The sequence below is a fragment of the Colwellia sp. MB3u-45 genome, from assembly GCF_014077005.1.
Lineage (GTDB): Bacteria > Pseudomonadota > Gammaproteobacteria > Enterobacterales > Alteromonadaceae > Cognaticolwellia.
The window spans coordinates 93,509-117,203 of the sequence record NZ_JACGVC010000049.1 but is presented as its reverse complement, the minus strand read 5'-3'; the positions used below and the strand labels follow the sequence as shown (position 1 = coordinate 117,203).

The 23,695-nt window shown below is 39.9% G+C and carries 20 protein-coding genes; 13 read left to right on the top strand and 7 right to left on the bottom strand.

The features are described 5' to 3' along the window. Positions 1-220 precede the first annotated feature (220 nt). Genes H4J41_RS11555 through H4J41_RS11545 form a run of 3 tightly spaced genes read right to left on the bottom strand, consistent with a single transcriptional unit; the run spans position 221 to position 2,566 of the window. Complete coding sequence (locus H4J41_RS11555) at positions 221-673, bottom strand: universal stress protein (RefSeq protein WP_182137940.1); 453 nt, start codon at positions 671-673, stop codon at positions 221-223. Positions 674-688: 15 nt separating this feature from the next. Then, on the bottom strand, positions 689-2,077 hold the full coding sequence (locus tag H4J41_RS11550; RefSeq protein WP_182137941.1) for an MBL fold metallo-hydrolase RNA specificity domain-containing protein: 1,389 nt from the start codon (positions 2,075-2,077) through the stop codon (positions 689-691). 18 nt (positions 2,078-2,095) lie between these two features. Further along, positions 2,096-2,566, bottom strand: a complete 471-nt coding sequence (locus H4J41_RS11545; protein WP_182137942.1) for a c-type cytochrome — start codon at positions 2,564-2,566, stop codon at positions 2,096-2,098. A 1,271-nt stretch (positions 2,567-3,837) separates the two neighbouring features. Here H4J41_RS11545 and corA point away from each other — a divergent pair. Then, entirely contained in the window at positions 3,838-5,058 is a 1,221-nt protein-coding gene (gene corA, locus H4J41_RS11540; protein WP_182137943.1) for a magnesium/cobalt transporter CorA, read from the top strand. A gap of 429 nt (positions 5,059-5,487) precedes the next feature. Here corA and acnA read toward each other — a convergent pair whose 3' ends face one another. Continuing rightward, entirely contained in the window at positions 5,488-8,226 is a 2,739-nt protein-coding gene (gene acnA, locus H4J41_RS11535; protein WP_182137944.1) for an aconitate hydratase AcnA, read from the bottom strand. A 175-nt stretch (positions 8,227-8,401) separates the two neighbouring features. On the opposite strand from acnA, the gene H4J41_RS11530 reads away from it, so the two are divergent. Then, on the top strand, positions 8,402-8,644 hold the full coding sequence (locus tag H4J41_RS11530) for a hypothetical protein (protein WP_259364568.1): 243 nt from the start codon (positions 8,402-8,404) through the stop codon (positions 8,642-8,644). 191 nt (positions 8,645-8,835) lie between these two features. Here the strand turns inward: H4J41_RS11530 and H4J41_RS11525 are convergent, their stop codons facing one another. Next, positions 8,836-9,588, bottom strand: coding sequence for an endonuclease/exonuclease/phosphatase family protein (locus H4J41_RS11525; RefSeq protein ID WP_182137945.1), 753 nt, complete (start codon positions 9,586-9,588; stop codon positions 8,836-8,838). A gap of 49 nt (positions 9,589-9,637) precedes the next feature. After that, entirely contained in the window at positions 9,638-11,092 is a 1,455-nt protein-coding gene (gene cls / locus H4J41_RS11520; RefSeq protein WP_182137946.1) for a cardiolipin synthase, read from the bottom strand. 61 nt (positions 11,093-11,153) lie between these two features. Between cls and H4J41_RS11515 the strand changes: the two genes are divergently transcribed. The 11 genes from H4J41_RS11515 (at position 11,154) to H4J41_RS11465 (ending at position 22,375) form a co-directional block, all read left to right on the top strand. After that, on the top strand, positions 11,154-11,669 hold the full coding sequence (locus H4J41_RS11515) for a hypothetical protein (RefSeq protein WP_182138022.1): 516 nt from the start codon (positions 11,154-11,156) through the stop codon (positions 11,667-11,669). A gap of 538 nt (positions 11,670-12,207) precedes the next feature. Then, a complete protein-coding gene (atpD, locus tag H4J41_RS11510; RefSeq protein WP_259364569.1) occupies positions 12,208-13,812 on the top strand; it encodes a F0F1 ATP synthase subunit beta in 1,605 nt (534 codons plus the stop codon). Then, positions 13,787-14,194 (top strand): F0F1 ATP synthase subunit epsilon, encoded by a 408-nt coding sequence (locus tag H4J41_RS11505; protein ID WP_182137947.1) that lies wholly within the window; start codon positions 13,787-13,789, stop codon positions 14,192-14,194. Before atpD ends, H4J41_RS11505 begins: the two co-directional genes overlap by 26 nt. Before the next feature lie 5 nt (positions 14,195-14,199). Then, positions 14,200-14,604: an AtpZ/AtpI family protein gene (locus H4J41_RS11500; RefSeq protein ID WP_182137948.1), complete on the top strand. Its 405-nt coding sequence runs from the start codon at positions 14,200-14,202 to the stop codon at positions 14,602-14,604. Continuing rightward, on the top strand, positions 14,594-14,962 hold the full coding sequence (locus H4J41_RS11495; protein WP_182137949.1) for an ATP synthase subunit I: 369 nt from the start codon (positions 14,594-14,596) through the stop codon (positions 14,960-14,962). Before H4J41_RS11500 ends, H4J41_RS11495 begins: the two co-directional genes overlap by 11 nt. Further along, positions 14,959-15,645 carry a F0F1 ATP synthase subunit A gene (locus tag H4J41_RS11490; protein WP_182137950.1) on the top strand — a complete coding sequence of 229 codons (687 nt, stop codon included), beginning with the start codon at positions 14,959-14,961 and terminating at the stop codon, positions 15,643-15,645. Before H4J41_RS11495 ends, H4J41_RS11490 begins: the two co-directional genes overlap by 4 nt. Positions 15,646-15,683: 38 nt before the next feature. Further along, complete coding sequence (locus H4J41_RS11485) at positions 15,684-15,968, top strand: F0F1 ATP synthase subunit C (protein WP_182137951.1); 285 nt, start codon at positions 15,684-15,686, stop codon at positions 15,966-15,968. A gap of 3 nt (positions 15,969-15,971) precedes the next feature. Then, a complete protein-coding gene (locus H4J41_RS11480) occupies positions 15,972-16,943 on the top strand; it encodes a F0F1 ATP synthase subunit B (RefSeq protein ID WP_182137952.1) in 972 nt (323 codons plus the stop codon). Further along, positions 16,927-18,561, top strand: coding sequence for an alternate F1F0 ATPase, F1 subunit alpha (locus H4J41_RS11475; RefSeq protein ID WP_182137953.1), 1,635 nt, complete (start codon positions 16,927-16,929; stop codon positions 18,559-18,561). The genes H4J41_RS11480 and H4J41_RS11475 overlap by 17 nt, the downstream gene beginning before the upstream one ends. Before the next feature lie 122 nt (positions 18,562-18,683). Then, positions 18,684-19,598, top strand: a complete 915-nt coding sequence (locus H4J41_RS11470) for a F0F1 ATP synthase subunit gamma (protein WP_182137954.1) — start codon at positions 18,684-18,686, stop codon at positions 19,596-19,598. 335 nt (positions 19,599-19,933) lie between these two features. Continuing rightward, positions 19,934-22,375 carry a PAS domain S-box protein gene (locus H4J41_RS11465; protein ID WP_182137955.1) on the top strand — a complete coding sequence of 814 codons (2,442 nt, stop codon included), beginning with the start codon at positions 19,934-19,936 and terminating at the stop codon, positions 22,373-22,375. Here the strand turns inward: H4J41_RS11465 and H4J41_RS11460 are convergent. After that, entirely contained in the window at positions 22,366-23,226 is an 861-nt protein-coding gene (locus tag H4J41_RS11460) for a cation diffusion facilitator family transporter (RefSeq protein ID WP_182137956.1), read from the bottom strand. The genes H4J41_RS11465 and H4J41_RS11460 overlap by 10 nt on opposite strands. Positions 23,227-23,695: the final 469 nt, after the last annotated feature.

The following is a 23,695-nucleotide window of genomic DNA, read 5'->3' as shown; positions in this document are numbered from 1 at the left end:
TTTAAAAAACCATGGTGATCAACGAGTTGGCTCAGGTTAAAATATAGTGATTTAAAACTGTTTGGCTGTTTATGTGCTTTGGTGACTGGGCAGTGATAAATAGGACAGTGATAAAGCGGCAAAACTAGTTTTACAGCTTTATCACCCAGTATTTATTAACGCTTATAAAATGTAAAAGCTAGACTCATTTTAGGGCCCCGAACGCACTATTTTAATAAGGTTATTCATCAAATCGTACGGCGAGTACATCACATTTTGCGCCGTGTAAAAGGGCATTTGCGGTGGAGCCTAATAATAATCGTAAACCATGCACGCCATGGCTGCCGGTTATAATTAAATCAACTTTATGCTGCTCAGCAAAGGCTAATATTTCCTCACTCGTTTGTCCTACGGGTATATGCAAATTTTTCTCAGAAATATTAAGCCTTTTAACCAAAGGCTGTAGGGCCTCTTTGGCGCGGTCTTGAAATATTTTTGTTGTGCTAACACTGTCTGAAGCGTCAAGGTTAGGCACAACGCCATACACACCACCATAATAAATGTTAGCTATTGGCTCTACCACGTGAACAATACTCAGTTTAGCTTGAGTCAGCTGCTGCCATTTTTCGACCTTATCTTCAATATAACTTTTAGTTTCATTTAGCTCTGTTGCAAATAAAATGTGCTTATACATAAATTTATCCCTTGTTTAGATAATAATATTTTGCTTATAGCTGGCTTGCACGACATTAGCTTGGTATTGATGTTTTAATTTTTGTGCTAATACGCTCATGGCTTCTTCCTCGCCATGCACAAGTACTACTGGCGGTGTATTTTCAAATCCTTGATACCAGTCTAATAATCCTTTTTGGTCGGCATGAGCTGAAAAACCTCCAATAGTGTGAATTTGGGCATTAACTTGTACCTTTTCACCCCATAAATTAATATTTTCAGTACCGTCAACAAGTGACCGGCCTAAGGTGCCTCTGGCTTGAAAGCCAACAATAATCACGTGGGCATTTTTCCGCCAAATGTTATGTTTAAAATGGTGTTTAATTCGGCCTCCTGTGCACATACCACTACCGGCAATAATAATTGCTCCTGATTTTATTTGATTGATCATCATTGAGTATTCAGTTGTTTCTGACATGTGCAGGTTAGGTAAATCAAATATACCCTGATGATTCTCTTCAACATCTGTCGCTTTTTTATCATAAACTTCCCTGTGTTTGGCATAGACCTTGGTCGCTTTTATCCCCATAGGGCTATCGAGAAAAATTTGCCAGTCATCCAGTTGCCACGCGTCAAAGTGTTGTTTAAATTCATAGAGTAACTCTTGCGTTCTACCAACAGTAAAAGCTGGAATTAATATATTGCCTTTGCTGCTTTTAGCATGGGCAATAATATCGCCCATTTCTTGCCAAGTATCCGCCCAGCTGCGATGGAGTCGGTCTCCATAAGTACTTTCCATTATCACGAGATCAGCATATTTAACTTGAAAAGGATCGCGCAAAATAGGGGCGTTTTTATGGCCTAAATCACCACTAAAAACAACTTTTTTACTTTCGCCATTTTCAGTAAGGGTTAATTCAACAATAGCTGAACCAATAATGTGGCCTGCATCTCTGAGGGTGAGTTTAACGCCAGAACAAATTTCTAATTCTTTGTCATAACTAAGGCCTTGAAAATATTGTAGTGTTCTGGTCGCTTCTTCAGTGGTGTAAAGTGGCTCTATTAATGCTAAGCCTTTACGTTCACGTTTTTTGTTTTCCCAGCGTGCTTCTTTTTCATGGATATAACCAGAATCAACCAGCATAATTTCAGCTAGATCTGCGGTCGCACTATGGGTGTATATATTGCCATGATAACCTTCTTTTATTAGCATGGGTAAACGCCCTGTGTGATCAAGATGAGCGTGGCTAACAATCACGGCATCAAGTTGGGCAACATCAAACGGGAAGGGGTCATGGTTGTGTCGTTCATGACTTTTAGAGCCTTGCAACATGCCACATTCGAGTAATATGTTTTTATGATTAACTTGTATCAAATAGCACGAACCAGTAACTTCTCTGGTAGCACCAAAAAATTTAATATTCATTGAAAACTCCCGTAATAATTAATGTGGATAGTATTGATACTTGGTGTGTTTATAAGGCACTAGTTGATAATTGGGCTGTAAAAAAGATACTAAATCAATAAGTTCAGTGACGGTCATCACATCATTAAAGATCTTCATATTTGATTGACCATCTGCAGCTTTAGCTGCTGGTAAATATGGGCTAGAAAATTTATGCGAAGGGTTGATAACCGAAGTTACTAACTCTGCGTAAGTGACGATTTGGGTTTTATTACCACCAATAGTAATAGCAATTGTTGGATTTTTTTCAACATTTTCCTCTGCAATTTCAATATCATTAACATTGTTAAGTGTGTGGCAAGCTGAACAGTTAAACTTTAAAAATACTTTTTTTCCTGAGTCAATATTGCCTTTAGGCAGACTAAAGCCTCGTGGTGAATCAACGCCTTCACTACAACTCAGTAGTGTTAATGACATGATGATAAGTAAAGTAAGCAGGGTATATTTCATTATTATTCCTTAATTTTTTGGCCGATTTAACTAAACCACTCATTAATTCCATCCCTTATTTAATAAGTAATGGGAAAATAAGGGATACACTTTTGAACTGACTTTTTCTATTGCAAAGTATTAAGCCTAATTTCTTAGGGAGGCTGCTCAAGCAGTAAATATATGCTTCGATTACCTCACAATTTAATACCGTATTGTGAAAATACCACTCATAGTTTGTCCGATTAATATTGTCTGCAGAAACATAGGCTACAGAACACTTAATAATCTAATTGTATTTAGCTTGGCAGCTAGTTCCTCAGGTAGCACTAGTTTATAAGGCCCAATATTGATTAAGATCAATATTGGCTTAATTGGTAGGTAGTTAACCCTAATGTTCAGGAGGTACTGGCAAGAGCGAGTGCAAATAATGTAGATAAATAGATGAAAAATAAGAGTGTTAATTTTGGTGTTCACCCATGCCTTATTTGGTTTTTTTTCGATAGATTTTTGTTAGCTTATAGTTATAACTATAGTGATAGTATTTCCATGTGCTATGACAGAGATGCTCGATGTCGAGCCAGGTTTCAGGGTTAATTTCATTTGATGATTAAATATAGTCAAAGATAGTAAAACAAAAAAATCAGTCACATTTCAGCAAAAAACAGGTCAGAGTTATCGCCATAATATAGCTACTGTCGTGAGACTAAACATTAAATGTACTAGGTGTTTATTTTTACTTCAGAATAACAGCAATGAATGTCTTATTTTAATTTCACATAAAAACAAAGGCTTATTATTTTATTTTGGTAACGCGTAACAATAAATCTATTAAGCTATGCTTTACAGTGAACAGAAGTCATGCCACAGGCAATATTTTTGCACTAATAAATAACAGCAATGAGTAAATACTGTTGTTTAGCAGAATAACCGAATAAGTCAAAGCTCTGGCCAGTTTTTTAGTGGCTAAATTAGCATCAGTGTAGATGTTAGCTAATATTACTAAACCTGTTAGTACTTAGCGGTTTGTAAACATTTATATAGAATGTTTTTTCAGTGCAGAAAGTTTGTATCAACTATTGAATGAGGCATAAGATATTGCCGAAAACACCTCAGACAGATGAGGAAATTAAATTGGCTTTATTGTTATTTATCGCTGCAAGTCTACTCGTATAAATTATAGTTATAGGTTGGTGCGTGTAAAGTCTGTACGCCTTGAATGCATTTGGCAAAGTCCGTGCTAGCGCTTTTTTGGTCCGGATTGATTATTTCAATAGATATAAGGGATGAATATGGCTAAAAAAGCACGTAATAGTAAAAGTAGCACGGCTAAGGTTGTTATCGGTAAGCCCAACAAAGGCATTAATTTACTTGCTTCTTCCTTGGGTCTGTCTGGTGTCAGGACGAAAAATCGCCAGCACCGAGTTAAACCAGGAGCCTTACCTGGTATTGAACATATTGCCGATGCTTCTACTGCCCCTGCACCTGACAGCATTTGTATTAGTTATATCGATTATTGTGCTAATCAACTAGAAACTGGAAGTGTTACTGATCTTGACGAATTTCTTGCTAAGCCAATGCCCGACTGGGTAACTGTCAGATGGATTAACATCAGTCCACCGCACCCTTATGTTATTAATCAATTTCGGCAACATTTTGAGTTTCACACACTAGCGGCAGAAGACGTTATGCATATTCCTCAACGTCCTAGAGTAGAGCTCTTCGACGATCATCTATTTGTGGTATTGCGTATAATGCAACTGATTCAAGCCGCACCTAGCCACATCAATAACATTGCAACGAGTAATGAACTAGATTCTGAGCAAGTCAGTCTTTTTCTTTATGATAATGTCTTGATCACCTTTCAGGAAAAAAAGGGTGATGTCTGGCAACCTATCCGTGACCGATTACAAAAAGATAACGTGCGCATTCGTAAAAATGGCACAGATTATCTGCTCTATGCACTACTTGATGCCATTGTTGATCATTGTTTTCCGGTGCTAGAACAATATGGTGATGTGCTTGAAGAGCTTGAACAGGTCACCCTGAATAATCCCTCAGTGGAAGTTTTGCACAGCATCCATAGTGTTAAACAGCAGCTTGCCCTTTTGCGACGTATTGTTTGGCCGATGCGAGAAGTTGTTGATCAACTCTATCGTGAGGAGGATGGTCGCATCACTGATGCCACCAAGCCTTATTTGCGTGATGTCTATGAGCACACAATTCAAATTGTTGAAATTATAGAATCCTATCGTGAGATGGCGAGTGGGCTGACCGATTTATACATGTCTGCCGTGTCAAATCGTATGAATGAAATCATGAAGGTGTTAACTATTATGGCCTCAGTGTTTATTCCATTAACCTTTATCGTGGGTGTTTACGGGATGAATTTTGAGTATATGCCGGAATTAACTTGGCGCTGGGCTTATCCAGCAATATGGTGTGTTTTTATCTTGCTTACCATCGCGATGCTATTTTATTTTTGGCACAAAGGCTGGATTGGCAAAAATTAGCTTATACCAATTTCATTAATTAGGTGGTCTACTTTATACGCAGGAAAAATGGCCAAATATAAGGCATTTATTTTAATAACTAGTCGTTCTAATTATTAAATAAATAACGCAGTAGTGGGTTATTTTAACCAGTAAAAATGATCAGATAATTAGTGAGGTTGGTATTAGGTTAACGTCAATACCATTTATTAATAAAGCTTAAGCTATATAAAAAATTAAAATCTCGTTTCTTGCATAAAAATATCAGATGTAAGTAGATTCACCAGAAAAAGCGAGCAGATAAATTTAGTAGTGGTTAATCCGTAACATTATTTGGGCTTAAATAGCTAAAAATCATCACAGAGGGTTAAACAACGACACCTGCGCCAATCATAAGACAGGCCAATAAAATATGGCCTGTCTTTTATCTATCGCGAAATAGTCATAAGGCTAGTCAGAGGCGGCTAAATTACGTAGCACATAATGTAATATGCCCCCATGTTGGTAATAACTAAATTCGTTTGGTGTATCAATGCGAATATTCGCATCAAAAGAGTGTTTACTGCCATCTTGAGCTGTGAGCGACACTTTCACTGTTTTTTGTCCTGCACTCACGGCTGGAATATTGAATTGCTCTTCCCCCGTGAGCTTTAATGACTCGGCACTATCACCAGGCATAAACTGCAATGGTAAAATGCCCATGCCGACTAAGTTAGAGCGATGAATACGTTCATAACTTTGTGCGATAACCGCTTTAACACCCAATAAAGCTGGCCCTTTAGCGGCCCAATCACGAGAACTGCCCGTACCATATTCTTTGCCGGCGATTACAATCGAAGCAACTTTTTGTTGCTGGTATTGCATGGCAGCATCAAAAACACTCATTTTTTCACCCGATGGCATGAGTCGAGTCCAACAGCCTTCGGTGCCTGGCGCTAATAAATTACGTAAACGCACATTGGCAAAAGTACCGCGCATCATCACTTCATGATTGCCACGTCTAGAACCATAAGAATTAAAATCTTTAGGCGCTACTCCAGCACTTTGTAAATATGCGGCCGCTGGACTATCTAACGCAATTGAACCGGCAGGTGATATATGATCTGTGGTGACACTATCGCCCAACTTTAACAAGCATCGGGCATTTTCAATCGGGTTAATATCCGGTATTTTAGCGGTAATATTGTCAAAAAATGGGGGTAGTTTGACGTAAGTAGAATCTGGCCAATCATACTTTTGGCTTTCTACTATATCTAGTGCTTGCCAGTCTTTATTACCGCTATAAATATCCGCATAACGTGAGATAAACATTGAACTGTCAATCACTTTTTCTATCACTTGTTTAATTTCCTGACTATCTGGCCAGATGTCATGCAAATAAACCGGCTTACCTGAAGTATCATTACCCAAAGATTCAGTCGTAATGTCTATCTTCATATTACCGGCCAATGCATAAGCAACCACAAGCGGCGGCGAGGCTAAATAATTGGCCTGTACTTCGGGGTGAATGCGTCCTTCAAAGTTGCGATTGCCTGATAAAACAGAGGTAACAGACAAGTCACCTTGATGAATGGCTTCGCTAATTTCTCTGGGTAGGGGACCTGAATTACCAATACACGTAGTACAGCCATATCCCACTAGCTGAAAACCAAGGGCATCTAAGTCTTCATTTAAGCCTGATTTTAACAAATAGTCGGTGACCACTTGTGAACCGGGTGCAAAACTGGTTTTCACCCAAGGTTTAACATCTAATCCCTTTTGTCTGGCATTTCTAGCTAACAAACCTGCGGCAATTAATACCGATGGATTCGAGGTGTTAGTACAGCTGGTAATTGCCGCAATTACCACTGATCCATGTTTTAATGAAAAATTTTCATCACCATACTGACAAGGCACGCCTGAATCTTCATCACTGGCAGGTAGCATTACTGACGGTTGTCCGCCTTCGCTTTCAAAACCACTTTCACTTTGGTTGGAATCAACTTGTTTGATGCCATTTTGTAAAGCCAACCAGTCACGATAAGCAAGGCCGGCTTGGTCTAATGAAATTCTGTCCTGTGGGCGTTTGGGACCCGCAATAGAAGGCACCACTTCATCTAGTTTTAACGATAATTTGCTGTGATAAACCGCATGCTGTTGCGATTCAGTACCCCACATATCCATCACTTTTAAATAAGTTTTAATGCGGTCAATATGCTCGCTGTCACGCCCGGTTAATTGCAAATAGTCTGTTGTTTGATGATCAATAGGAAAAATACCACAAGTCGCGCCATACTCGGGCGCCATATTGGCAATAGTGGCTCTGTCGGCCAAGGTCAGTTCGTTCACGCCAGCACCAAAAAATTCGACAAACTTACCTACCACACCGGCAGCACGTAACTGTTCGGTCACAGTTAACACTAAATCAGTGGCTGTAGTACCTGCAGGTAACTTGCCCGTTAATTCAAAACCGACTATTTTTGGCAATAACATGGTGACGGGTTGTCCTAACATAGCCGCTTCAGCTTCTATGCCGCCAACTCCCCAACCCAATACACCTAAACCATTAATCATGGTGGTATGTGAATCGGTACCAACTAAGGTATCTGGATAAAGTAAATTATCTTCATCTGGTTTTTTGAATACCACTCTGGCTAAATATTCCAGATTAACCTGATGGACAATACCTCGCCCAGGGGGGACGACTTTAAAGTTATCAAAACTTTGCTGGCCCCAGCGCAAAAACTGATAACGTTCACGATTACGTTGAAATTCAATGGCGGTATTTTGTTGCATCGCATCGGCTTGGCCGAATACGTCTACCATTACTGAATGGTCAATCACCAGTTCTACCGGATTTAACGGATTAATTCTTTCTGCTTTGCCACCCATTTTTACGATAGCATCACGCATAGCCGCCAAATCAACCACAGCTGGTACGCCAGTAAAGTCTTGCAAAATAACACGGGAAGGTACAAAGGCAATTTCGGTATCCTGCCAGTTGTCTACATCCCATTTGGCTAAGGTTTCAATATCCGCTTGTTGGACAAAGTCACTATCGGCATGACGCAATAAATTTTCCAAGAGAATTTTAGCGGCAAAAGGTAAACGTGAAAGATCATACTTATCTGCCAAACCATCAAAACTGTGGTAGTTGCAAACTTCACCGTTAATTTCAAGTTGCTTTAAACATTGTATCGACTTGGTCATTAGTAGTTATCTCCATTTAAAAGCATTAGTTCGATTGGTATAACGCATCACATTAGATTAGTAAATCTACAGTAACAATACTAGACTAAAAATATAGTGGATAAGTCATAAAACAGGTTTGAATTTAACATATCAGCATGAGTAAAGGCAAAGGTAGGGGGGAGTTAGACTCTCAATGTTAACATTAATGGGTGATACCGGAGCCACCTTTGTTGCTTTGCCACAAATTCCGCCAAGAAACAAAACGTGGTATTCAAAAGGCAAATGGGTGCATTTTGCTAAGATTGCCTTTGAGAAATACTTTCTTTATAAAATACGTCACGGCTCAACATCGCCTGTTGACGAAAAATACCTATTAAAAGCCTTGGGTATTGTGCATTTGGTTGAAGCGAAAGCCAAAAAATATGATGAACAGTAATACCTAATTACGGTTGTTTTTGTGCTGTGATTTATCATCATTGATTATCTTGGATTGTGACTACTTTGAGTAAGGTAATTGAGTAAGGTAACAAATAGGAGAACTATCATGCTAAGTCGTGATACTTGAGCAGCCAAACATGGTTTATAATATAACCTCTACAAGAGAGGTTATATTATTTTTGTTGGATTTTAGCTCAGTAACGACAAGCTAATAGGGTAGTGATCAGAAGAGTGAATATGTGTATGTACGTGCGTATCGACAACCGTTAATCCGCGACAGTAGATATGGTCAAGGTGCTGAAATAAATGCTTTAGTCTTGGCTGACGCTTCATTTTTACTTCATTTAACGAAAATAACCTGGTGAGCTGATTAAAATATTTCAATCTTTTACTATTCCAGGTATTAAAATCTCCGGCCATTAATATCGGCCCGTCATGATGTTCAAGCGTGCTAAATACTTGATCTAAATGTGATTTGAATTTTTCGAAAGAAACAAAATTGATAATATGGGCATTGACCACCAATAATGACTGCTCAAGGCTATGTAATGGATATACGCTTGCCAATAACATTTTTTTTGTTTTAGAAATGGGTTCACTGTGCTCAGATACTGAATAATAATGTCTTTTTGCCGCAACAGTCGATCCGGTTTTAACACCGGTTTCTATGTTGGTTTTTATGTTTTTAAAACTACGCGCCATAATCCATTGATGTTGCAACGAGGCTTTAAAATGGCTGTCGAAGGGCGAGTTGATAATAGCCTCCTGCAAGAGAATTAAATCTTTTTCGCGCATTAGTGTTATAAAATCGTCTTGCCAGCCTTTTTTTTGGCATTTAAAAACATTCCACATCAATATCTCTATATTTGGTCCCAATACCTGCTTAGAGGCGCGGCCCATAATTTTCAGCGATTCCACTTTGCTATATCGACCTTTAATCATGAAAAAACCCTCTTTAATAAAATTTATGACCGTGAGGTTTTGGTTCTAGTTACAAATAAGGTGAAAACAAACGAAATAAGTTGTTGCGAATTTTTTTGTAGATTGGCAAGTTATTAAATTCGCTTGCAATAACGGGTGTAGTATTTTGCTTTTTTAAGGCAAAAAAGGCGGTCAGTTTTGCATTGAGATTCACATCATAGCACTCTAGGTTGATTTCAAAGTTGAGCTCGAGACTTCTGGCGTCCCAGTTGCTAGAGCCTATAAACGACCAAATGTCATCAATGATCACAATTTTACTGTGGTCAAAAGGTCTTTGGTTTTGGTATATCTTTATACCGTGTTTTATTATTCTTGAGAAATTTGCTGCCATTACCCAGTCTACAAAAGTAATGTCGCTGTGCTCAGGCACAATAATTTCGATTGACACGCCACGCAATGCCGCGGCGTGAAGAGAAGTCATTAATGTTTGGTCAGGGATAAAATAAGGTGTCATTATTTTTACACTCTTATTTGCGCAAACTAAGGCATTAATTAATGTCCACCTGACTCTGTTATGGTGTTCATCGGGCCCATCTTGTATGACTCGAGCAATAACAGAATGACTATTTTTTTGCTCAGCAGTGTTTGACTGCCAGTAGGGAAAATTAATGTGCTCGCCGGTGGCAAAAAACCAATCTTCGATGAATACTTGACTAATTTGGTCAATCACTGGACCGGTAACTTTAAAGTGAATATCATCAATGGGGTGTATTGCCGCTTTAATGATATTATTTTTACTGATGTTTATGCCCCCCATGTAGGCTACTTCACCATCTATACACAGTGTTTTGCGATGATTTCTTAAGTTAATAAAGCGAAAGCTGGTAAGGGAAATAGCGGGTAAGAAACGAGCCGTTTTTACCCCCATTTTTTTTAAGGCACGGTCGACTTTCTGCCAACTATAGCCAATACCAATTCCGTCCAGTAATACGTTTACTGTTACACCTCTTTGATGCGCTCGAGCTAAAGCGTTAACAAATTGGCGACCCAGTGAATCGTAAGCAAATATATAACTCGATAAAACAATATAATTCTTAGCGTCATCAATAGACTGGATCATGGTTGGGTAAGCTGTATCGCCATTAATCAGTGGCTCAACGCTGTTATTAGCCAGGTAATTAACGGGGTGAATAGTATGAGCCGCGATAATGGCTGAATGCCAATTTTTAGGTAACTGGTGAAATTTAATGGTTTTTTCTGTTGAGCAGAAGTCTTGCTTAAGTGTTGGTGGGTGTTTTTTTTGTGCTAAACGCTGGATACGATTTATGCCAAACAACCAATAAAATAGGCTGCCAATAACCGGCGAAAGTATGACAAGACCAATCCAAGCCAGTGATGTGCGTTCGTTTTCTTTGAACAGAAGTACATGTATCGATGTTATAAAAGATAAGCTAATATGGAAAATAACTATGATGGTTACCCAGTGGGTGCTGAGCCATTGAACCAATTCTTCAAATATTTGCATAAAGACCAACCCAAATAATACGCTGCTAAATCAGCTATTTAATTAATCGTGGAAAACCAAAGTGCTTAAAGATTATTATAACCAAGTGGCAAGCTATTTAATGGCAAATTTTGATGCTAATTTTATGCTCTTAACCATGTTTTTAACGACAGCCGCTGCCATTGTTTATTTCATCATAATAAGTTATGTCATTACACAAATGGATTCACGATACTTTGTCCGAAACAACTTAAGCCATGAAAACCTAGCTGATAAAAATATAGCTCATAAAAATAAACTTGGAAAAAATAGCTCTGCTGATGATACGAATGAAACTTCGCGCTTAACACCCATAAATCGCAGCGTAAGCTTGATGATCAACATAGTGAAGATTATGGTTGGGCTATTCTTGTTAATCTGTGGGCTGGTAATGTTAGTTTTACCGGGTCAAGGTCTACTCACCATGTTGATGGGGCTGAGCTTGATGCCGTTTCCAGGTAAAAACAAGCTTGAACAAACCATTATTGCACGTAAGTCGGTGAGGTATTCCTTAAATTGGATTCGAATGAAAGCCAATAAAAAGCCTTTTATTTTTTAGTAAACGCCAATAAATTCATTAATGGTTCAACTGTATTTTAACATAAGCCATCAGGATAAATATTAACAACGGCAAACTTGCTTGCGCGGTAGTGGCCTATCGGCAATTTTAATGATGTTGTTATTACTAAGGTATTGCCAAGGTTATTAGCCATTTTATGGCGTATGCAAGACATTTCAACAGCTTACTTAGTTTGATGAGTATAAAACAATAAACTTGTAAAACAGTGAGCTAACCTTCCCAATTAACTTAGTGCAGCTTTTATTGAGCTAACGCAAAGAACTATCGCAAATACTACCCTATAATAATTTTACTAAGTACTTAGTATTAACAGACAGCTGTCAGTAAGCCGTTGTCTGTATGGAAATTTGTTATCAGGAGATCAATATGATTCAACTATATTACAAGCGCGGGTATTTCGGTTTGCCTTATCAGCGGCTCTATGGTTGTTTTAATCACAAGTTTAACTCACCTGAGCATAGCGATAACATACCCCCTTTGGATATTAACCAGCCTAATAAAAATGCTGCAGCGTTTTATGAACAGTAAAAATAAAACCTCACAAAGTACTGATATAACCATGTCTGAGCAAAGGTCTGAGCAAAAGTCAGAGAATAAAAATGACCAAAACGCTGACCAGAGCTATGACCAAAAATGCGAGTCCAAAAAGCCAGTCACAGCAATTAAAAATACGGGTCGTGTGATAGCTGTGCGCGGCAGTGTGGTAGATATAGCATTTTCGGATCAACTTCCCCCCATACGTTCCTTATTGCATGCGGGCGAGAATAATCAAATTTCAATCGAAGTTTTTTCACAACTTGATACCCGTCGTGTGCGGGGTATTGCCCTAACACCTACCCAAGGTTTAGCTCGTGGCATGTTAGTAAAAGACACAGGTGCACCGTTACAGGCTTTAGTAGGTAAAGGTATTTTGTCTCGTATGTTTGATGTTTTTGGTAACGTGATTGATCGCGAAGCACCACCGAACGACGTGCAGTGGCGTTCAGTTCACAATGTGCCACCAAGCCTAGACAAACGCGCGACTAAAAGCGAAGTGTTTGAGACCGGTATCAAGGTCATTGATGTCTTAATGCCACTTGAGCGCGGGGGTAAAGCTGGCTTGTTTGGTGGTGCGGGTGTTGGCAAAACGGTATTGCTGACAGAAATGATTCACAACATGGTTGGACAACATGCGGGGGTCAGTATTTTTTGCGGTATTGGTGAACGCTGTAGAGAAGGTGAAGAACTCTACCGAGAGATGAAAGCGGCCGGCGTTTTAGACAATATGGTAATGGTGTTCGGCCAGATGAATGAGCCACCAGGAGCGCGTTTTCGGGTGGGTCATGCGGCGTTAACCATGGCGGAGTACTTTCGTGATGATGAACACCGTGATGTTCTGTTACTGATTGATAATATATTTCGCTTTATTCAGGCAGGTATGGAAGTGTCTGGTTTGATGGGGCATATGCCCGCTCGACTCGGTTATCAGCCGACCATGGGTACCGAGTTGTCACAACTAGAAGAGCGTATTGCCAATACTGGCAGTGGAGCGATCACCTCAATTCAAGCGGTATATGTCCCCGCAGATGATTTTACTGACCCTGCTGCAGTGCATACCTTTTCGCACTTATCTGCCTCAATTGTGTTATCGCGTAAACGTGCCAGTGAAGGGCTATATCCGGCTATCGATCCGTTACAATCTAATTCAAAAATGGCTACCCCTGGCATTATTGGTCAGCGACACTATGACTTAGCACAAAAAATACGCAGTACTTTGGCGCAATACGCAGATCTTAAAGATATTATTGCCATGCTTGGCATGGAACAGCTGTCACCCGAGGATCATAACGTGGTGGGGCGTGCTCGTCGTCTGGAACGTTTTCTTACTCAGCCTTTTTTTACTACAGAGCAGTTCACTAGTATGTCGGGTAAGTTGGTGAGTTTAAGTGATGCTTTAGATGGTTGCGAACGCATACTCCAAGATGAGTTTAAAGATACACCAGAAAATGCGCTGTATATGATTGGGGCGATTAGTGAGGCTAGTGAAAAAGTTAAACAACTAGCACCCGAGGAGCAAACTGCAGAGAATAAAAATAAGATGGCAAAGGAGGCGGCAGATGCAAGCAGCCCAGATGAAGCTTAAGGTTTTATTACCCTATAAGGTGTTTATTGAGCAAGCCCAAGTCATGCGTATTATTGCGGTGACAAACGAGGGTGCATTTGGCATTTTTCCGCACCGACTTGACTGTGTTATCGCACTATCTGCAGGAATATTAGTCTTTGAAACCCAAGGCGCTGATGAAGTATACATTGCCGTTGACGAAGGTATATTGGTTAAGACAGGTTTTGAGGTACTGATTTCAGTGCGTAATGCAATTGCTGGCACAGCACTGGCTGATTTACGTGAGGCCATAGAACAAAAATTTATAAAACTTGACGAACAAGAGCAAAAATTGCGCTCGGTACTGGTAAAAATTGAAAGTGGTTTTATACGTCGCCTAGTGACCTTTAAGCAGGAAAGGTAATTGTGATGCCTGATAAACCCAAACCCAAACCCAAACCCAAACTTAAAGCTGAGTTAAATGCAGCGCAATTGGCTGAGGTTAAGTTAGCTAACGCTAAGCACCGTGGCACTAGGTTTAGTCAACAGGTTGGTGATATGGCCGCACGAAAACTTAAAGCGCAGCGACATGTTAATCAAACCGTGTGGTCTGGCCTAGGCATGATGGGGCTAGTGGGTTGGTCGGTTGCGATACCAACAGTGCTTAGCGCCGCATTAGGCATTTGGTTAGATAAGCATTATCCAAGCGAAAACTCTTGGACATTAACCTTACTCATTATCGGTTTATGCCTTGGCTGTTTTACCGCTTGGCGCTGGGTCGATAAGGAATATAAAGAGATTCACCGAGACGAGGACGAAAATAATGATGATTGATAACCTAGAGGGATTATTTGCCTTGCTAGTTGGGGCAATGCTTGGCGTATTCTATTTTGCAGGGCTTTGGTGGACTGTGCGTCAGCTTGGCTCAAGTCAATATGTTGCGCTGTTATTTGTCTTTAGCCTGTTTTTTCGAACCAGTACGGTCATTGTTGGTTTTTATTTAATCCTTGGTGACAACTGGTTACGCTTGGTGGCTGGCTTAGTCGGTTTTATGGTGGTGCGCTTTTTGGCAACGCGATACTCTGACAACAGTACTGAAAAAAGTATTCACAAAAAACCTCAAAAAAACCTAAGAGAAAACAAGCCGTCAGAGCCAGTACAAAAGCAAACAGCCTATGGCCGTAATTTATGAACCTTAGCCCTGATCAAATCATTTTCTGGCAACTGGGGTTTATAAAACTCAACGCTACTATAGTTTCCACTTGGGCTGTGATCTTGGTCTTGGTACTGAGCTCGATGCTGATTACCCATAAGCTAAGCACCCATTTACATCGTTCTCGCTGGCAAAATCTGCTTGAAGTCGTGGTGATTAATATCAGTAAACAAATCGAAGACGTTGGCTTAAAGCACCCTCATCATTACTTAGCTTTTCTCGGTTCACTGTTCTTATTTATTGCCATTTCTGCCTTGGGTACTGTCTTTCCAGGTTTTGAACCCGCGACAGGTTCACTCTCGACCACAGCGGCGCTGGCGCTATGTGTTTTTATCGCGGTGCCACTATACGGTATTCAAGAACAAGGCCTAGCTAGCTACCTTGCTTCTTATACTAAGCCCACTTTTATCATGCTACCTTTTAACATTATCAGTGAAATATCTCGTACGCTCGCTCTGGCCGTACGTCTTTTTGGCAACATGATGAGCGGTGCCATGATCATCGGTATTCTTGTCAGTATTACGCCTTTTTTGTTTCCCATCGTGATGACCGTACTTGGCTTGCTCACGGGTATTGTGCAAGCTTATATTTTTTTTATTTTAGCCACTGTCTATATCGCTGCGGCTACTAGCACAATAAAACCTAAAGCCAATGGCAGTTAGACAATGCATAAACAACTAGGATTAACTTTGGAGAACTTATGGACAGCATGACTATAATTGCGGTGGTATCTATTATCACTGCTGGGATTACTATTGCTATTGGTGTTGTCGGCCCGTCGCTTGCTGAAGGTAAGGCAGTGGCGGTTGCGCTGTCTTCTCTGGCTCAGCAGCCCGACGCATCGGCAACTATCACCCGGACATTATTCGTTGGTTTGGCAATGATCGAATCTACTGCCATCTATTGTTTTGTGGTTTCGATGATTTTGTTGTTCGCCAATCCATTTTGGAATTATGTGCTTGCTGCTCAGGTGGTAGGGCCATAAATTATGCTTATTGATTGGTTTACCGTGCTTGCGCAAGTAATCAATTTTCTGATTCTCGCGTGGTTACTAAAGCGCTTTTTATATCGACCTATTCTCAATGCGATTGACGCTCGTGAAAAGCGCATTGCTAGTGCGCTTGCTGATGCGGACAAAAAAAGTGTTGAAGCCGAGCAGCAGCGTAATGAGTTTGTGCATAAAAATGCTGTGTTTGATGCCCAACAGACAACGCGCACCAATCAGCTTAGCGCTGAGGTAAAAACGGAGCGCGCGCGTTTGTTCGACGAGGTTAGACAACAATCAGATGACTTACGTGTAAAACTTCAGCTTGCACTTAAAAATGAGCAACTAAGTTTGCAAGATGCACTTAGCCAGCGCGCACGTGAAGAGGTGTTTAACATTGTTCGCAAGGTACTTAATGATTTAGCACAAGCAAGCTTAGAAGAACAAATAGTTTTAGTGTTTCTTCAACGTTTTAAAACAATCAGCGTTGAAGAAAAGGCAGCCTTTAAATTGGCATTTCAATCATTGATGCCAACCAATAAAACCCCATTGGTAGTGCGTACCGGCTTTACTTTAACTGAGGAACAGCGTGCGCAGATTGAAAGCACGATTAAACATACCCTTGGCTATGACGATAACGATGCAATAGCCTTTGCATTTGTCATCGATTCAACTGTCGTTAGTGGTATTGAAATCAGTGCGAATGGCCAAAAAGTAGCCTGGAGTATCAGTGATTACCTTACCTCCTTGGCTAAGGGAGTGGATCAAATATTACAAAGCTTAGTTCATGTTGAAAGCAAAGCGCAAAGTAATAGTGAAGGTGATAGTGAAGGCAATAACTTAGATAACAGCTTAGATAATAGCCAAATCAATCATAAAGCAAAGAGTCAAAACGAAACTACTGTTATTAATGATGCTAATGATGCAATACCCACCAATAAAACTGAAAAGGGCCGTAATGAAACCCGAGGCTGATTTTATCAAAGCAAGCTTGTTACAAACAACCTTTGATGATGTTTTTTCAAGCATGGCAAAAGCAAGGGCAGCTTTTACGCCACCATTTCAGGCCAAAGAAGTCGGTAATATTATCCGCATCACAACGGGCATTGCCATAGTTTCAGGTTTGCCTAACGTAGGTTTTGAAGAGTTACTTAGCTTTCCAGGCGGTATCTCTGGTATTGCCTTTAATGTTGATGAACATGAAATCGGTGTTGTGCTGCTCGGTGATTATTGGCATTTGCAGGTGGGTGATGAAGTTGAACGCAGAGGTAATGTGGTTGATGTACCTGTGGGCGATGCACTGATTGGGCGTATCATTAATCCGATTGGTGAACCGCTAGACGCTAAGGGAAAGTTACTGACTAGCATACGCCTTCCTGTTGAAAGACCATCTGCGCCTATTATGGATCGCGCACCGGTCAGCGTACCCTTGCAAACGGGTATCAAAGTTATTGATGCCCTTGTGCCTGTTGGGCGCGGTCAGCGAGAATTAATTTTGGGTGACCGCCAGACGGGTAAAACAGCGATTGCCCTTGATACTATTTTAAATCAGAAAGATCAGAACGTACTCTGCGTGTATTGTGCCATTGGCCAGCGTGCTTCAGGTGTGGCTAAAGTTATTGCAACGCTACGCGAAAAAGGTGCGTTAGCTTACACTATAGTGGTGGTTACTGAAGGTAATGAACCACCGGGACTTGCCTATATTGCCCCTTATTCGGCAACAAGCATCGCCGAGTATTTTATGCAAAAGGGCCGTGATGTTTTGATTGTTTATGACGATTTGACTCATCACGCGCGTGCCTATCGCGAACTGTCTTTATTATTACGGCGCCCGCCTGGTCGCGAGGCATTCCCGGGTGATATTTTTTATATTCACTCTCGCTTACTGGAACGCGCGACGCATTTGCGTGAAGAGCTTGGTGGTGGCTCCTTGACGGCATTGCCTATTATTGAAACCGAAGCGCAGGATATTTCCGCTTACATTCCAACTAATCTTATTTCTATTACCGATGGCCAAATTTATCTCTCACCATCGCTGTTTGAACTGGGGGTTTTGCCGGCGGTTGATGTAGGAAAATCTGTATCACGTGTTGGTGGTAAGGCACAAAACGCTGCCTACCGTGCGGTAACAGCTAACCTAAAACTGGCTTATGCACAATTTGAAGAGCTTGAAGCCTTTGCCCGCTTTGGCGCTAAACTCGATGACAGCACACTAAAAATTATCGAACATGGTCGGCGTATTCGTGCCTGCCTGAAACAGTCGGAATTCAGTCCTGTTTCTATGGTTGAACAAATTTCTGTTCTTCTCGCTTTGACCGCTAAGCTATTTGATGACATCCCACTAGCAGATATGACGTCTGCCGAACATCTAGTCCGCGTTTCAGCGGCTGAAATTCCTGTTGAGATAACAGAGCGATTACAAAGTGTTAAAACATTAAGTAAGGAAGATAGAGCGAGTATTATTGAGCTTGCGCGCGATGCATTGATCACACTTTTTCCGAGTGATAGGCCCAGTAACTCAAGCAGTGATTCGGCGAGTGACTTGCCTGATAATTCAGTTAATGACTTACCCAAGGATGAAAAGCTAAAGTAACATTGCTTAGCGCAGTTTTAATTAAGCAGGCTCTATTAGTGAATAACTATCTATTAGTGAATAACTATAAAGGATCAACGATGCAGAGCGAACGATAAGTGATTATTTATGAGTAATAAAACATGACCGACAGTGTTGCTAGTCTACGGCGAAAAATCACCAGTACAGAAGAACTTAAGTCTGTGGTAAGTACCATGAAGGCTATGGCATCTTCAAGTATTAGCCAATATGAGCATGCTGTGAGTTCACTTGATGATTACTATCGTACCGTGCAACTTGGGCTGATAGCTTGTTTTCAACGACACCACTCGCCTAATGTTATAAAAATCAGCAATCAACAAAAAAGGCTTGGTGTGGGCGTGATCGTGTTTGGCTCAGATCAGGGGCTAGTGGGTCAATTTAATGAAGTGATGGCAGAATTTGTTACTAGCACTTTGGCAACAATATCAGCGCATAAAACAGGGCATAAAATTGTTTGGGCTGTAGGCGAACGTATAAAGTCGCGTTTAGCTGATACCCATTGGGCTGAAAATGAAGTCACACTTAAAGACGACTTTATACTACCCAATTCAATTAATGCTATAACGGCATTGGTCGCTGACATATTGACTGAAATTGAAGCACAGCGTGAACTAGGAACAATAGATCAAGTTTATCTTTTTCATCATCGTCCTCAAGTTGACTCTATTTATAAGCCAGTGAGTCAACAGTTATTGCCCTTGAATGAAAGCTTACAAAAAAATTTCATTGATATTAAGTGGCCGACGAATAATCTACCTGAAGTGCTACCTGAACGAGATAAAACCCTAAGAGCATTGGTACGTGAATACCTTTTTGTTAGCTTGTTCAGAGCGTGCGCAGAGTCATTGGCAAGCGAAAATGCTAGTCGTCTTGCGGCGATGCAACGAGCAGAAAAAAATATCGAGGAACAACAGAATGATTTGAATCTAAGCTTTCATCGCCTACGCCAAAGCGATATAGATGAAGAGTTATTTGATGTGGTCTCTGGCTTTGAAGCCTTGAGTGATAGCGATTAAAATAATGAATTAAGCAAGTAAAAACCCATACCAAAATCACCAGTGCTAACAAAGTGAGATATCGACTATCCTTAACATAGTTAAAAAAAACTAAATACAGAGCAATAAATATAGAAGACTAAAAGTCTGTTGCTACGCTATCTTCTGTTGTGGGCATTAAAACTGTTATTTTAAATACTTAATTAGCGTGATGGATTATTAATTTCAATAGCTATAAAGCAAGCTATTATTCATTTAATGCTTACATGGCAAAGTGAATGTTTTGGGTTATTATTTTCTGGGTAACGAGGGCATCATGGCAATGCGTCGTCAAAATTAAGGAAGATTGAGTTTATATGGATTATGAACAAAATAATAAGACTGGGAGAATATCCTTGTCACCACAACAAAGCATTCTTTTTTATTCGATCATTACGGGTGTTTTGGCGGCTTGTTTAATTGCCTTCATGGTTGTTTCTATAGAATCTCAAGGCCGTGCACACATTAATCGTTTGTCGCAGAGTACGGCTAATGGCATAGCTTCGTTACTTAAAGACGACTTGAAAAACCGTATAATAACCCTGACAGAATTTGCCAAGTCATCTCGACTTACTTCAACTATAACAGATGACGACTGGCACACCATTAGCAAAAATTTGTATGATACGCGTGGTGGTTATCAAGTCATTGCTTGGATTGGTAACGACTACCATATTGGCAGAGTCAAATCATTTGAGGGTAACAAAACCAACCAAAACATCAACTTGGCGCTTAACCCTAAGACTTTATCTGCCGCATTTAAAGCACAACCAAAAGGTGAGTCTGTTATTACTATGCCATTGAGTTCAATTCGTGGCGGGGCGATCGGAATATACACGCCAATATTTGATAATAAGTCACTAAATGAACCATTGGCAGGCTTTATTAGTAGCTTACTTTTTTTCGACGTTTATATAGCTGCAATCCTGCCTTCGTATTTACTGATGGAACATGATTTTTCACTCTATATTGACGGCCAAGAAATATATTCAGACCAAACAACCCCCACAATAAATACTAGCCATTGGCACAGCCAAGCAAATTTTAAATTTCAGCAGCAAATTTGGCAAATTGACATAGTACCCACAGCCGAATTTTTAAGTCGCTCACATTATGGGATGATAGGCACTTTATTTTTGCTGGGTGTTTTGCTGAGTGTCTTTGTTACCTTGGCGGTATACACAGCGTTAACGGCAAGAAATAAAACTAAAATCATAATAGATGAACGCAACAAAGTAGGACATTTGTTGAAAAACCTACCTGGCATGGCATACCAAGCTTATGACAAACCTAACGGACCCATGATGCTAGTCAGTGAAGGTTGTGAGGTGTTAACGGGTTACGCTAAGCACGACTTTGAGTCTCATCGTGTTTTATGGCGCAGGGTTGTACACCCAGACGATTACCAGCGGGTATATGAAATAATTAGGCAAGCGGTCAGTGAGAAAAAATTTTACGAATTTGAATATCGCATAATATGTAAAAATAAGTCGGTTCGTATCGTATGGGAAAAAGGCGAAGCGGTTACCTCACTGTTAAACAATGAAACTATTCTCGAGGGTTATATCACAGATATTACCGATATTAAAAACACGGATAAAGCCCTTATACGCAGCCATAAATTTTCTGATGCTATTGTAAATTCAGTGGTTGAAGCTGTGATTACCATAGATCATAAAGGCGATATAAAAAGCTTTAATAACGCTGCGCAACGCATGTTTGGTTATACCTTTGATGAAGTGAAAAATACCAATGTAAAACGGTTGATGCCGAGCGCTTATGCAAATCACCATGATCAATATTTAACCGACTATATACGTACTAACCAAAGCAATATTATTGGCCTTGGACGAGAGCTAGACGCCAAGCGCAAGGATGGCAGTGTATTTCCTATTCATCTTTCAATAAATGATATTCAATGCCATGAAGACAGAATGTTTGTTGGTTTAATCAGAGATATTACTCAGCAAAGGGTCATTGAAGATCAAAGACGCATGCACATTGAACAAATGTCTCATGCCGATAGATTGAATTCATTGGGGGAAATAGCGGCTGGTATTGCGCACGAGGTCAATCAGCCGTTAACTGCTATTTCATTATTTTCTCAATCGGGTAAAAGTCTGTGTAATAGCGGTAAGTTCGAAAAATTGCCGGAAATATTCGAAAAGCTGAATCAACATTCACACCGAGCCGGTGCCGTGCTTGAGCGCATGCAAATCATGACAAAACAGGGGGCAAGGCAAAAAGAATTACTTGATTGCAATAAGTTAATTGACGAAGTAGCAAAATTAGCCGAACACGATGCTCGTATGCGTGATATCAATATTAAGATAAGCCACAGTAGTGAAAAATTAATTGTATTGGTTGATCTCGTACAAATACAGCAAGTCTTGTTAAATTTATTGCGCAATGGCATGGAAGCTATGCAGTCTATCGATTTTAAAAATGGCAGTGTTATTGAAGTAAGGACTCAGTTAACCGCTATTGAGAGCATTAAAATATCAGTTGTTGATAGCGGATGTGGTTTGTCTAGCAGTATGCTAGATAAGTTGTTTTCAGCATTTTCTTCAACAAAAAAGAATGGCATGGGTATCGGGCTTTCTATTTCAAAAAGTATTATTGAAGAGCACGGCGGCACCATTCATTATACTAAAAATATTCCTGTCGGCTCAGTATTTTACTTTATGCTACCCCTTGTTGAGAATGACTACTTAATTGAGGATAGTTCGCTGACCAATGCAAGTTATTTTCAATCTTGAGTTTGTTTATCCTCATCAAGAGCGGGCTCAATATGAACAGTGGTATCGACAATGTTAAACTGCGTTGCTAAAAGGCGTTCGATTTTATCTGCAAGTTCGTGTGAGGTAGCTAAAGAAAGGTTCAAGTCAACTTTAATGGTGATATCAGCAAAGTTAGCCTCGCCATCATTACGGGTACGTACCAATTTAACTGATTTTACTTCGGGGAGCTCGGTTACTGTGCGCGCAATTTTAGCTTGGTTTAACAGGCTTTTATCAACCAGTATTGGAATGGATTGTAAAAATAGCTTGTAAGCCAAAAACATAATAATAAAAGCAACAGCAATAGCAAAAACTGTATCAAGCCAATAGTATCCGCGTGCTGCTAATTGCCAGCCAATGATAACGGTAATAGAAGTCAGTACATCACTAAATGTGTGACTCGCATCTGCCTGTAATAAAGTCGAATTTAATTTTTTTGCCCAAAAAGACTCCCACAAAGTAAGGCCAGTATTAAGCCCTAAAACAATAAACATTACCCCTAAGCCAATCGAGCTATTTAACACGGGCTCACCAAAGCGGCTAGCGGCTTGAACAATAACCTCAATGGCAACAACACTGAGCAAAGTTGCTAGAAAAAATATCGCTAAAGGCACAAATTTTTTATGACCATATTGATGATCTTCATCAGGCGGTTGTTCAGATTGATTGATCGCAAACCAGGCAACAATATTATTTGCTATATCGGTTAATGAGTGGAGTGCATCAGCTAATATTGCTGCTGAGTAGGTAGAAAAGCCAACAGCTAATTTGATCATCATCAATAAGAAGTTAATAACCCCTTCAATAATTAATACTTTTTTAATGTTCAACGTTCACCAACTTTTAAGCTAGGTTAGATATCCATAAAGCTATCAAAAATTATTGATATTCGGTTTGTAGATAGATTGTATTTTAAAGATTAACTTAATTTTATCAATAGCTTAAACTTAAACTTAAACTTAAGTCCAGTAGTCTGCTATGAATAATTATTTAATTATTTTTATAAATAATACCAAAATATCATCCATCGATTTTTCAGCTGAAAAGTCTCAACTATTGGTAGATTAAAAACAGCTAAAGACTACAGAAGATTGCAAAACCGGTAAAAAGCCAAAGGCTAGCGTTTTAAAGCTAGTTGTTGAGTAAATTAATAACTAGCCTAAAAAGCCTATGGCACAGATTATTATGTTGGCAAAAAGCCTATGTAGTAATGCGCCAGTGATATGACTGTGTCTTGAGGGTCAATAAAATGGTGCATGCTGAACCGACATTATTAAAAAACAACGTACTGCTTCAGCG

Excerpts from the sequence above, each read along its gene's own strand:
- H4J41_RS11555 (WP_182137940.1), bottom strand. The coding sequence starts at position 673 with ATGTATAAGCACATTTTATTTGCAACAGAGCTAAATGAAACTAAAAGT.
- H4J41_RS11550 (WP_182137941.1), bottom strand. The coding sequence starts at position 2,077 with ATGAATATTAAATTTTTTGGTGCTACCAGAGAAGTTACTGGTTCGTGC.
- H4J41_RS11545 (WP_182137942.1), bottom strand. The coding sequence starts at position 2,566 with ATGAAATATACCCTGCTTACTTTACTTATCATCATGTCATTAACACTA.
- corA (WP_182137943.1), top strand. The coding sequence starts at position 3,838 with ATGGCTAAAAAAGCACGTAATAGTAAAAGTAGCACGGCTAAGGTTGTT.
- acnA (WP_182137944.1), bottom strand. The coding sequence starts at position 8,226 with ATGACCAAGTCGATACAATGTTTAAAGCAACTTGAAATTAACGGTGAA.
- H4J41_RS11530 (WP_259364568.1), top strand. The coding sequence starts at position 8,402 with ATGTTAACATTAATGGGTGATACCGGAGCCACCTTTGTTGCTTTGCCA.
- H4J41_RS11525 (WP_182137945.1), bottom strand. The coding sequence starts at position 9,588 with ATGATTAAAGGTCGATATAGCAAAGTGGAATCGCTGAAAATTATGGGC.
- cls (WP_182137946.1), bottom strand. The coding sequence starts at position 11,092 with ATGCAAATATTTGAAGAATTGGTTCAATGGCTCAGCACCCACTGGGTA.
- atpD (WP_259364569.1), top strand. The coding sequence starts at position 12,208 with ATGAACAGTAAAAATAAAACCTCACAAAGTACTGATATAACCATGTCT.
- H4J41_RS11505 (WP_182137947.1), top strand. The coding sequence starts at position 13,787 with ATGCAAGCAGCCCAGATGAAGCTTAAGGTTTTATTACCCTATAAGGTG.
- H4J41_RS11500 (WP_182137948.1), top strand. The coding sequence starts at position 14,200 with ATGCCTGATAAACCCAAACCCAAACCCAAACCCAAACTTAAAGCTGAG.
- H4J41_RS11495 (WP_182137949.1), top strand. The coding sequence starts at position 14,594 with ATGATGATTGATAACCTAGAGGGATTATTTGCCTTGCTAGTTGGGGCA.
- H4J41_RS11490 (WP_182137950.1), top strand. The coding sequence starts at position 14,959 with ATGAACCTTAGCCCTGATCAAATCATTTTCTGGCAACTGGGGTTTATA.
- H4J41_RS11485 (WP_182137951.1), top strand. The coding sequence starts at position 15,684 with ATGGACAGCATGACTATAATTGCGGTGGTATCTATTATCACTGCTGGG.
- H4J41_RS11480 (WP_182137952.1), top strand. The coding sequence starts at position 15,972 with ATGCTTATTGATTGGTTTACCGTGCTTGCGCAAGTAATCAATTTTCTG.
- H4J41_RS11475 (WP_182137953.1), top strand. The coding sequence starts at position 16,927 with ATGAAACCCGAGGCTGATTTTATCAAAGCAAGCTTGTTACAAACAACC.
- H4J41_RS11470 (WP_182137954.1), top strand. The coding sequence starts at position 18,684 with ATGACCGACAGTGTTGCTAGTCTACGGCGAAAAATCACCAGTACAGAA.
- H4J41_RS11465 (WP_182137955.1), top strand. The coding sequence starts at position 19,934 with ATGGATTATGAACAAAATAATAAGACTGGGAGAATATCCTTGTCACCA.